Source organism: Maribacter aquivivus (assembly GCF_900142175.1).
Classification (GTDB): domain Bacteria; phylum Bacteroidota; class Bacteroidia; order Flavobacteriales; family Flavobacteriaceae; genus Maribacter; species Maribacter aquivivus.
This window is the reverse complement of the sequence record NZ_FQZX01000001.1, coordinates 1088125-1100414: the sequence shown is the minus strand read 5'-3', so window position 1 is coordinate 1100414 and position 12290 is coordinate 1088125. Positions and strand designations below refer to the sequence as shown.

The following is a 12290-nucleotide window of genomic DNA, read 5'->3' as shown; positions in this document are numbered from 1 at the left end:
ACATTGAGACCCTTTTTGCATTCTATATATTTTCTACTATTTCTGTGGCAACTCTCTAGTTAACCAACCACTTCTACTTGCTGTTACAATAGCGTAAGGTGTAATCCAGAAAAGACCGAACGTGAAAAGCACGCTGTATGAATATGCCCAAACAGACTCAGACAAAGAATATCTTTTAGCATAGAACAATACTGGAAACGTTGATAAAACCAATATACTTACAAAAGTAGAACTTAAGAATAATAATGGGTGTGTAACTACAAATACCAGCATAAACAGTACAAATGGATAGCATAATACGATTCTTGAAAATTGGCTGAAGAATAATAATCTTGCACCTGTTTTTGGACCTTTTCTAAAGTTAGTAAATACGTATTTAGACATTTGAATATTTTCACGTACATTACTTCTACCCCATCTAATGAACATTTTGTAAAGTCCTTTATATTTTTCAGGAACATTAGTATAAGCAAGTGCATTTCTTTGGAATAAAACATGAAAACCTTGCTTTAAAATCATATTCGTCATAGCTCTATCTTCACCAATATCTGAAGCTTGCCCCATAAACGTTTGATTGATCCACTCATCTAAACAAGCGAAAACCGCAGTAGCTCTATAAGCTGCTAAAGCACCTGGAGTACATAAAACAGAATTTAATGTGCTTTCAGAAGAACGTACAAACTCAAAACTAAGCGCAAAACTTACGTCTAGCATCTTAGGTAGAATCTTGTCATTATTTAATACACGAATGTTACCTGCAACAGCACCACAGTTTTCATCAATGATGAACGGACTAACTAAATTTCTTAATGTGTCTTTATCTACTATTGAATCACTATCAACGGTTACAAATATCTCACCTGTACCTTCATTAAAACCTCTGTACAATGCGTGACGTTTACCCATGTTCTTTGGCTGTTGACAAATAGAAACTCTATCACCTAATTCTTTCTTGGCTTCAAGCATCCAGTTCCAAGTATCATCTTTACTACCATCATCGATAGCCAATAATTGAATTTTTTCTTCAGGGTAATCGCTTTCAGCTAAACTCTTTAACGTTGCCCATACTTGTTTACCTTCATTATATGCTGGTACAATAACCGTAACTGTTGGTAATTCTTCATCAGAAACAGATGGTATTGCCTTATATTTTAAAAACCTTATAAAAGTGTAAATAAAGAAACTCAGTTTAAACACAAAAAAAGCAGCTGCTACAATCATAAAAATAAATCCGATCATGGTGCTTCTTCTCTCTAAGTGTAATTGAGTAAAGTCGTTTTGTAATATGTACGCTAGGTAAGCTGAACCAAACATTAGCACGAATGTGCTACCCATTACAAAAATACCCCATGCATTGGCATTTTCAATTAGATGTTTAATTCTTGAAAAGAAAGGCTTCTTTTCAGTTTTTTCGGTATTGTTTTTTAATGTTTTCATTTCTTTTTTGGTAGTATTCTTGGTTTTCAGAAATAGTGCTCGTATTTATTTCTTCTCCCTATCTACGCTAAGAAGTATCTTTTGGATTTTATTTTAACAAAACTTTCTAAAGAAATTTTTTAACTATAACTATTGCACGCTTTTTAAAATTCATCTGCTAATTTAAAACCTTAAATTTTTGACTTATTTACAATATTTACCTCGTTTTCATATAGTTAAATCAATCATTTAAGAAATAGTCATATTTAACCTATATTTAAATAACTCAAATAAATTTCTCATGAAATACGTTTTTCTAGTTCTACTTTTCTCCATGACTTTTAGCTACGCACAAACTGATGAAGAGGCAATTATTTCACTTTTAGAGAGAGAATCTTCATCATGGCGCTCAGGTGATGTTGAAGCACATGCTTCTTGCTGGTCCATTCAACCCTATAGTAGAATTTTTGTTTCTATGGCAGATGGGAATAGTATGGATGTACCACCAGCAATGATGATCAATCCACCTGAACATTTGGTTGGTAAAGGCGGGACATCTAAAAATTCTAATTATAAAATGAATGTAATTGGCAATAACGCTTGGGTTACTCATGACGAGGAATCTACCACTACTGATGGCGTCACCAATTACACTTACGAAATGCGGATTCTAGAGAAAATTGATGGCAACTGGAAACTCGTTGGGCAATCAATACACCCCAGAAAAATGGAATAACAAACAACCTCGACCCAAGGGTACAAAGGTGTGCTTCTGCACATATATCTTTAATTTCAAGGCTCGCCCGAACGTTACCGGCGAGTAAGTCTTAGAGAATTAAACCCTCAATGAGATATCAAAATAATTTTAATTGTCCATCCTTATAAGATTCATGCAGAGTAGTATTTAGTTTTGGGAATGTTTTGCCTTCAAAATATTTACGCTTAGCCAAACGCACCATATCATGAATTTGCGTGGCTATTATACCATCACCCCTACTTCTTAAACCAAACCTGCTGTCGTTTAATCTACCGCCATGGCATTCTTGAATTTGATGTAATACCTTCTCTGCTTTATCGGGCAGTGTTTTGCGGATCCAATCTGTAAATATTTCACCTATTGATCCGTTCAACCGAACTACGGTAAATGCCATAGATAGTGCACCATGCTCTGACACCGCCTTTGCCAAACTCAAAATTTCATGGCTATTGATACCCGGTATAATTGGCGCCAACATTGCATTTACCGGTATTCCATGTTCAGACAACACTTGTATAGCTTCCAATCGTTTCTTAATAGTGGTAGTTCTAGGTTCTAATATTCTTCTTGTTTCTTCGGATAAAGAAGTGACGGAAATGTTTACTCCTACTAATCCGTATTCATTCAGTTCTTTTAGAATATCTAAATCACGCAAAATCAAAGCGTTCTTGGTTATGATACCCACCGGATGCCTATATTTTAAAAAAATCTCTAAGCACTTACGCGTTATTTGAAATTCTTGTTCTGCAGGTTGATAGCAATCTGTATTACCAGAAAGCACAATGGTACTTGGTTTCCAGCTTTTACTTCTTAATTTAGCTTCTAACAGTTTGGGCGCATCGTGTTTTACCATAATTTTTCGCTCAAAATCCAATCCCGCACTATAGCCCCAAAACTCATGTGCATTTCTGGCATAGCAGTAAATACAACCATGCTCGCAGCCTTGATACATATTCATAGAATAACTCATACCCACATCTGGACTAGTAACTTTATTCACTATTGTTTTTGGAAAAACAGGAATGTATTGGGTCTTATTTCTATCAGCAATTTCACCTTCTACTCTGCAGAATTCGAGAAAATCGTCTCGTGTTTCGTAACTATACGCAGAGAATTTGTTGTTGGTGTTTTTCTGAGCACCTCTTCCCTTAACCGAAGAATTAGAATTCATTAAAATTAGGATTTAATCCAAAAATATGGAATAAATCCTAATATAATAATTATTTAACACCCACTTGAACCAATTGCTTTTTTGAACCTCTTTTAGCGTAGAACCTTAATTCATCTTTATGGTGATCAATATATGGTACAGATACCATTAACGGCAAGCGAGCCTCAGTATCATCAATAACCTTACTGTATTTCATATGTCCGTTTTCATCCAAGCGAATTAAAAATACATTTCTGTTTCTACTTAAACCTTGTTTAAACATTATACGATCATCACTCAGTTGTTGCGGATTCTCTGAAGAAGTACTTATGAAAAAGTATGTAGTATTGTTTTTGGTATATGAGCTATATGATGCATAAGCACCATCGCCCTGTGTAACCTCTGTTTTATTTATATTTCTAGCCCAAACCAAATCTCCGGTTGCGCTTAACTTTGCACTGATAATATCATTATGGTGATATCTAGTAACCATAACTCGCCCACCGCTAGAGTTAGACTGTACGCTATTACTTGTAAAATATTCTTCAGCATTAAATAGAATGTTCCCCTCTTTTGTGATATCCATTCCTTTGAACACTAAATCTTTTATCGCCTTATCATCTTCACGTCCAAACTTATCCATCATAAACTGTTCAGAAAATTGATTAAACTTTTCAGACTTCATTTCTAAAGATTTCGGATCTAAATTGAAATAAGAAATTCCGTTATAACGATTATCTTTTCTATCCGCATAAAAACCGATACAAAGCAATTCATCGCCTCTAAAAATAGGCTTCAAAGATTCAGGAAATTTACCCGGAGTATAAAAGGACTGTACACTTCTGCTGCTGTTCGAAATTCGAACCATTTCATATTGAAACTTACGTTCAGTAGCATTAAAACGTTTCTTTTTAAAGTATGCCTTACCTACCAAATACACATTCTGTAAATCTTTTGAGAAGACGATATTTTCAAATGCATAATTCTTTTCTTCTACCTCATCAGAAAAATCATGCTCCATTAACTTGTTCAAATTTGCATTGAACACATGAATTGTATGCTGATCAACCTTTCTTTTCTTATAATGTGTAGTTATGGCGAAAGCCGATTTATCATCGTTAAATAAAATAGATGTTGTAAACCCAGACGAAAAATTTCGATTATAGAAATTTCGATCTAAAGGTTGCTCAACCGGGTCAGATGCAATAGATAAAATTGTTTCTTTTGTAAACTGAAATTGTGAAAACGGACTTCTATGTACTTCATATTGGTAACTCTTATTTCTATAGCTATACTCTAAAAACAACAAGTATACTTGACCGTTACGCACGTAAGCATCTATAAAATTGGCATCTTTCAACTTATAATTATATTCAGATACTAGTTCTAAATCTTTATTATAATGTTCAATAAAATACCCTTTTGGTCTTAGTATAATACCTGTATAATAGGCACGTACCACAACAGTACCCTCGTTGCCATCATCTGCGATAGCAAGCATGTTAGAGTATCTATATTTATCATGAAATTTTTCGCCAATAGTATATGATACAAGTTCTTCTTGAGCAAAAGAACTAACTACATTAATGAGGAACAAGAATAAGAATGCGCTACGTTTAAACATAACCAGTTTGGTTTATGTCATGAACCTGGAAAATTTGCCTTTCTTTTTTCTAAAAATGCAGTGGTACCTTCGGCAAAATCATCTGTACCGAAGCAAGCACCAAAGGCTTCAATTTCCTGCTCATAACCATTTACAGTATTCTTAAAACCAGCATTTACTGCTTTTATTGCATGAGCAATGGCTACAGATGAGTTATTGGTTATTCTTGATATAATTTTATGGCATAAAGGCAACAATTCTTCTTGCGTAGTTACATGGTTTACCAAGCCGTAAGCATGTGCTTGTTCTGCAGTAATCATACCTGCGGTCATAATCATTTCCATAGCTCTACCTTTACCCACTAATTGCGGCAAACGTTGTGTACCACCATAACCAGGTATAACACCTAAAGAAACTTCTGGTAATCCCATCTTCGCATTATCACTTGCAACTCTAAAATGACATGCCATTGCCAATTCTAATCCGCCACCAAGAGCAAATCCATTTACTGCTGCAATAACGGGTGTATCTAATTTCTCAACAAAATCAAATAATTGTTTCTGACCTTTCGCTGCTAACTTCTTTCCTTCCTTTTCACTGAAATCAGAAAACTCAGAAATATCTGCACCTGCTACGAAGGCCTTTTCTCCACTACCGGTTAAGATGATAGCTTTAACGCTTTTATCTTTTTGTAAATCTTTAAAAGCTTCGTGTAAATCACCAATGGTTTCTTTATTTAAAGCATTTAATTTATTTGGACGATTAATCGTCACAATTGCCGTTGTCTCTTCTCTATCTATAAGAATTGTATTGTATGACATAGTTGTTGATTTGTTGATTTATGTATTCTCTTTCGGAAACTTTACACAGAAGACTGTACCCTTACCTAAATGAGAGGTGAAAGTGATAGATCCCTTGTAAGTTTCCACGATGTTCTTTACCATTCCTAAACCTAATCCCATACCACTAGTTTTAGTAGTAAACTTAGGTTCAAATATTTTTTCTTCGTTATCCTTTTCAATTCCATGTCCATTATCTGCCACAGAAATTTTAACCATATCACCTTCTGATGCTACGCTGACCAAAACTCTAGGCGATGCTACGTCTGGCACTGCTTGTATGGCATTTTTAACCAAATTAGTTACTACACGTATTAACTGTGTACGGTCTAATTTCGCTATAATTTCTTCTTCATCTGCTATGAAATGTATATAATCTTCATTGAAAATATCTATCGCCAATTTTACAATTTTGACCACATTTAAAGTTTCATTCTGTTGCGCAGGCATTTCGGCAAAATTTGAGAAAGCAGATGCTATACTACTCATGGTATCTATTTGCTGAATTAGGGTATTTGAATACTCCTTTAATTTTTCATGAATCTGAGGGTCGTTCGGATCAAATTTACGCTCAAAACTCTGTACGGTTAATCGCATAGGTGTTAGCGGGTTTTTGATTTCATGCGCCACTTGTTTTGCCATTTCGCGCCATGCCTGTTCACGCTCGCTACGTGCTAATTTTACAGCACTTTGACCAAGCTCATCAATCATAGCATTATACGCAGCAATTAACTTTTCAATCTCTTCCCCTGGGTTGTCTATATAAATTTTCTTGTTCTGTTTGTTCAAGTTTGTATTCCCCATCATGGTAGAAATGGTCTCTAACGATCGAGTAATATACTTCGATATAAAAAATGCAAAAGCAATTGCCATGAGCAACATCAATAAATACACACCAGATAGTCGAAATAAAAACTCTTTTAACTCATAATCGTTGAATGAATTATCTTCAAAATAAGGTAGATTAAGAATACCTATGGGTTTAAATTTTTGATCCGCGATATAAGAGAAAGAAGCTTTGTATTTATCTCCTGCCAAAGCGTTTTCGCGTATATAATGTTTATTTGGACTAATCTCCAATTTGTTCAACACCTCAGAATCCAAGCACATTGAAATAGAATCATTGGCAAATTTTGGACGTGAACTTTTTATTAGTTCCCCATCTAAACTATAGATATTAAAATTCATGTTTTGCACCACTGCAATTTCATAAATTTCATTTTTAAAAATAAGGTCTAGATTTTCGGTAGTAACCGGATAGGTCGTTTTCTGAATGGCAAGGTCAATACTTTGGCGTATTTGCTCCTCTTTACGCTCCATTCTATTCTCATGGTAATCTTTAGATTGCTCACGATATTGATACACCGTAACACCCGCAATCAAAACCGATGCAATAAGCACCAAAAATATCATGGAAAGGAAAATGCGTGACCGTAAAGATACTCTCGTTAACAAGATTCTACTATTTCGTCTAAAGTTAGCAAATATCGCACCAAAAATATCAAATATGCTTTTAAGGTTTTGTGGCAAGAAGTATAAGGTGTTACTTTAATTGTTATCTTCAATACTAGGTTCGTCAAGGCGCCATAATTAAAGTATTCAGATATATGCGTTTACGTACCAGTTGCAATATAAAGTTCGAGATTTCTGAACCAACGCCATTTATTCTTATGTTGAGACCACGCAGTGGCAACCAACAATGGGTAGAGAGAGAGGAATATAAAATTACCCCGAGTATTCCAGTTACTGAGTTTACCGACAACTACGGTAATCTATGTCAACGATTAATTGCTCAACCAGGGCAGTTCTTAATATCTACTTCTTCAGAAATTGTAACCTCAAATTTTATAGACCAGGATTTTGGCGCATCATTTGTAGATATACAGAATTTACCAGACGCTGTTCTTAGTTACCTATTACCAAGCAGATACTGCGAATCTGATTGCTTTTATGAAATGAGTTCAAGTATAACTAATGGTCATTTATACGGTTATAATCAAGTTTCTGCCATTACCAATTGGTTACGTGACAATATTAGCTATTTACCAGGAAGCAATAATCAACCATTATCTGCAAGTCAGGTTAATATTAGAAGGTTTGGTGTTTGTCGAGATTTTGCTCATTTGGGTATTGCCTTGTGCCGCAGTTTAAGCATTCCTGCGCGTATAGTTGTGGGGTATCTTTATGACTTAGAACCTATGGATATGCATGCTTGGTTTGAAGCTTATGTTGGAGATCGATGGTATACATTTGATGCAACACAAATAAATTCGCCTGGTGGGTATGTTATTCTTGGTTTTGGTCGTGATGCTGCCGATGTTGCTATTTTCAATCAATTTGGTCCGCTCGTATATCCCACAGAACAACTTGTAAAAGTGGAACAGATATCATCGGATACCTAATAAGGAAATGAATTAAGTCCGAGTAACTTATAACATAGCGGATTAATCCATTATAGATTGATCAAATTAAATCATATATCACTTAGGTATAATTTTTAAACTCATTTCTAGAATCAATTCTTTTTGAAATAAGAGATAAAATTTCATAAAAAATAATAATTGAAAGTAATTTCTTACTTTTAATTACGTTAATACTATGTTGTAATTTACCTTTCTTATAAAATTTAGGCATGCTATATAAGTCACTATTAACTTTATTCACCATATTCATTGCCCTTTGCACCCCTATTTTAGTACAATCTCAATACTCAGAATCGCTTAACTTTCAGCATATTCAAGAAGGCATGTCTCAAAGTAGTGCAACCGTACTCTTAGAAGATACTTTTGGCTTTATTTGGATAGGAACTAGAAATGGACTAAACAGATATGATGGAAAAGATTTTGAAATTTACACCAAAAGTTTAGATGGCATAACCGGACTCAAACATGAATATATTACGGCGTTGCATGAAGATGATCAAAATATAATTATCGGCACAAATGAAGGGCTAAGCCTTTATAATCGTAGTTTAAATATTATAACTCCTTACCCGTTTATTAATGAAGGTCAATCGATTAAAGATGTTGTATTTGAGACCATTGCTAAACATGGAGAAATTTTATGGTTAGGATCTGAGTCTATTGGTCTATATAGATATGAGTTAGAAACTGGAAAAGTAAACCATTTTGCTCCACCCAATGAATATATAAATATTGATAACCCTCGACTTAATAAAGTGGTTAAAATTAATGTTTTAGATGATAACCGCATTCTTGTTGTTTTTACATATAATACTCTGATACTAAATTATGAGATGGAGATTATTAGTGAAATATTACAGACAGAGGCGATTATCACTGGCATAAATTCATCAGAAAATAGTTTATTAATAGGCTCGGGAAGTGGCTCACTATTTAAATTGGACATAGCAGAAAATTCAATTAGTATCACCAAAGAAAAAGAGGTCAGCCCAGGTTTTGGAATACGCTCTTTAGAAAAAAATATAGATAATGAATTGTGGATAGGTACAGAAAATAACGGTTTACATGTTTACAATGAAAATCTAGATTTTATAAGACATATTGAGTACAGTGTAACAAGACCCAATTCCATTTCTGGTAATTCTATATGGGCATTGTTATGTACACGAGATGGCACAATGTGGATAGCCCCTTACAAAAGCGGGTTAAATATTTATGATAAAGAATACTATAAATTTAAACATATAAATTCTGACCCATTCAACCCTAAATCGCTAAGTAACAAATTAGTGAATTGCTTTACCGAAGACGACAAAGGTAATCTTTGGATTGGCACAGATGGCGGAGGAATTGATTACTGGGACCGTTCTTTAGATATATTTGAAAACTATTCACTAAGTAAGAAAACATTTGCCAGTAATGTAGTTCTTTCAATATTACAGACGAAAGATGACGAAATATGGGCGGGAACATGGACAAATGGTATAGCCGTTCTCAATACAAATACAAAAAAAACCAGTGTACTAACTTCAAAGAATTCATTTTTAAAATCCAATATAATAATTGATCTTTTAAAAGATAAAAAAGAAAGAATTTGGATAGTAAACTACTTTTCAGGTGTACAAGTGTATGATCCCAAAACAAAAACTCACCAAGATATAACACTCAAATCAGAAATTGATGGTAGTATAATCAACTCTATATATCAGATTTTTGAAGATAACCAAGGTAATATATGGATTGGAACATTAAACACTGGTTTGTTTAAATTGACAGAAAAAGGTGATGAATGGTCATCTGATCATTATCATACCAAAAATTCAATAAGTAACAATTTTATCAATGTCATCATTCAAGATAACGAAGATACCATTTGGGTGGGTACGCAAGGTGGACTTAACAAATACAACCCAGAAACCAATTCATTTTTAGTAATCGCGAAAAGTGATGGTTTAAAAAACGATGCCATTAAAGGTATCATAGATGACCAAAAAGGCCACTTATGGTTAAGCACCGAAGATGGTATCATAAGATATGATACCAATACCGGAGAAACAATTAATTATGATGTAGGCGATGGTCTTCAGTCTAAAGAATTTATCGCAAGTTCATCAATTACCACAAAAAAAGGAGAGTATATATTTGGAGGTATTAACGGCTTTAATATTTTTACTGCAAGTGATGTAGAAAAACGAAAGGACACACTTACCCTATTTGTCTCTGGATTAAAACTTTTCAATCAACCAGTTTTACCAAATGATGATTTTGGTATATTAGAAAGAGACATTAGTCAAGTAGACTCTCTAACCTTTAATTACAATCAATCTGTAATAAATATAGATTTTAAGGCTCTAACGTTTAGGCATCCTGAAAGTGTAAATTATGCTTTTTATCTTGAAGGTTTTGAAAAAGACTGGAATTATGTCGGTAATAATCCTACAGCAACATACACAAACTTAAATCCTGGAGAATATATCCTGAAAATAAAATCGACCAATTCTGACGGAGTTTGGGTTGATAACGAAATAGACCTCCATATTACCGTCACCCCACCCTATTGGCAAACTTGGTGGTTCAAAACATTAATGGTTGCGCTGGTTTTATTACTGTTTTATATCGCGCAACATGTTAAGCTACTAAATATTCGAAAAAATCAACGAAGACTAGAGTTGAAGGTTGATGAACGTACCAAAGAATTACAATTTCAAAAAAACAAACTAGTAGAAGCTGCAGATAACTTAGCATCTAAAAATGAGGAAATTCAACGATTTACGTATGCCGTTTCCCATGATTTAAAAAGTCCTTTAGGTAATATCAAAGGACTCGCAAGTCTTATACCATTAGAAGTATCTCTAGAAGACCACCCAGGTCTAGCTGAATACTTGAGCCTTATTGATGTTTCTTGCAACAACATGAACGAATTAATTTCTGATATTACAGAAATTGCCAGACTTGGTAAAATAGACAACAAAAATGAGTTGCTAAAAACCAATGAACTATTAGACTTATCAAGAAATTTAATTAAGGGTAAATTGAAACAGCTCAATATAGAGCTTTCAATTACTGAAAATATGCCCGATATTTTTGGCGATCGTAATAGAATAATTCAAGTTTTTGGTAATTTCTTAGACAATGCCATTAAGTATATGGGCAACCAAGAAAATCCAAAGATAATAGTCACGTATGAAGATAATGGTGACACGAACAGCTTTATGGTCATTGATAATGGATCAGGAATGAATGAGGGAGCCCTAAAAAAACTTTTTACCCCTTTTGAACGATTTCACGATAATGTAAAAGGTACGGGTCTGGGCCTTTATATGGTAAAACAAATTGCCAATTCTCATGGTGGTACCATTATAGCAGAATCAGAGGGAGAAGGAAAAGGAGCTACTTTTAAGCTAGTGCTTCCAAAAGCTAAAATTGCAGCACAAAATGCTAGAAAATCATTAATATCTTAAATTCTAAAAACTAGAATTAAACTTTATCTCTCAGGCAATTATGCTTCGGAATTTTTATTCCGAATTCTCTTATACAACTTTATCCCTAACATTAAAAGTATGCCTAAAACTACAATCCCTATAACGCCAAATATCCAGTTAAAGGTATGTTTTAGTATCACCAAGAAAACGATAGCAAATAGAATAAGGGTTGCGCCTTCGTTCCACATACGCATGTAGTTAGACGTATAGTTTATTTCATCTCTTTGAAACTTTTTGAAAATTTGATGGTTCTTTAAATGATAAAGGATCAACAACAACACGAAACCTAGTTTTACGTGCATCCAAGGTTGTGATAACCAACCTGGGTAAATAATAAGTAACCAAATCGCAAAGAAAGTTGCCAATATTGAAGAGGGCCATGTGATGATATACCACAATCGTTTGGTCATTAACTTTAATTGCTTTGAAAGAATTTCCTTTTCAGGAGAAGGTTTTTGATTGGCTTCTATATGATAAATGAACAGCCTAGGTATATAAAAAAGCCCTGCAAACCACGTTATTACGAAGATAAGATGCAGGGATTTTATATAATTGTAATATTCGCTCATAATACTCACAGTTAAAACTCTTGAATCAAGATCAAAGTTAGCAAAAGCGAA

The 12290-nt window shown here is 34.0% G+C and carries 9 protein-coding genes; 3 read left to right on the top strand and 6 right to left on the bottom strand.

Features of this window, described 5'->3' with window-relative positions; all coding sequences use genetic code 11:
* Positions 1–36: 36 nt before the first annotated feature.
* Positions 37–1437, bottom strand: coding sequence for a glycosyltransferase family 2 protein (locus BUC31_RS04735; RefSeq protein WP_073241735.1), 1401 nt, complete (start codon positions 1435–1437; stop codon positions 37–39).
* Between the two features lie 280 nt (positions 1438–1717).
* Between BUC31_RS04735 and BUC31_RS04730 the strand changes: the two genes are divergently transcribed.
* The gene (locus BUC31_RS04730; RefSeq protein ID WP_073241733.1) at positions 1718–2152 is read left to right on the top strand and encodes an MDR/zinc-dependent alcohol dehydrogenase-like family protein; all 435 of its coding nucleotides are present in this window, start codon (positions 1718–1720) and stop codon (positions 2150–2152) included.
* A 118-nt stretch (positions 2153–2270) separates the two neighbouring features.
* On the opposite strand, the gene BUC31_RS04725 is transcribed toward BUC31_RS04730, so the two are convergent.
* The 4 genes from BUC31_RS04725 to BUC31_RS04710 are packed head-to-tail and all read right to left on the bottom strand — an operon-like array spanning position 2271 to position 7178.
* The gene (locus BUC31_RS04725; protein WP_073241732.1) at positions 2271–3344 is read right to left on the bottom strand and encodes a PA0069 family radical SAM protein; all 1074 of its coding nucleotides are present in this window, start codon (positions 3342–3344) and stop codon (positions 2271–2273) included.
* Between the two features lie 49 nt (positions 3345–3393).
* Positions 3394–4947, bottom strand: coding sequence for a hypothetical protein (locus BUC31_RS04720; protein WP_073241730.1), 1554 nt, complete (start codon positions 4945–4947; stop codon positions 3394–3396).
* A 17-nt stretch (positions 4948–4964) separates the two neighbouring features.
* Complete coding sequence (locus tag BUC31_RS04715; protein ID WP_073241728.1) at positions 4965–5747, bottom strand: enoyl-CoA hydratase/isomerase family protein; 783 nt, start codon at positions 5745–5747, stop codon at positions 4965–4967.
* A gap of 18 nt (positions 5748–5765) precedes the next feature.
* Complete coding sequence (locus BUC31_RS04710) at positions 5766–7178, bottom strand: sensor histidine kinase (RefSeq protein ID WP_073241726.1); 1413 nt, start codon at positions 7176–7178, stop codon at positions 5766–5768.
* 194 nt (positions 7179–7372) lie between these two features.
* Here BUC31_RS04710 and BUC31_RS04705 point away from each other — a divergent pair, with 194 nt between their 5' ends.
* Positions 7373–8167 (top strand): transglutaminase domain-containing protein, encoded by a 795-nt coding sequence (locus BUC31_RS04705; protein ID WP_073241724.1) that lies wholly within the window; start codon positions 7373–7375, stop codon positions 8165–8167.
* 230 nt (positions 8168–8397) lie between these two features.
* Complete coding sequence (locus tag BUC31_RS04695) at positions 8398–11649, top strand: ligand-binding sensor domain-containing protein (RefSeq protein ID WP_073241720.1); 3252 nt, start codon at positions 8398–8400, stop codon at positions 11647–11649.
* A gap of 38 nt (positions 11650–11687) precedes the next feature.
* Here the strand turns inward: BUC31_RS04695 and BUC31_RS04690 are convergent, their stop codons facing one another.
* Entirely contained in the window at positions 11688–12239 is a 552-nt protein-coding gene (locus tag BUC31_RS04690; RefSeq protein ID WP_073241718.1) for a CopD family protein, read from the bottom strand.
* Between the last annotated feature and the right edge of the window lie 51 nt (positions 12240–12290).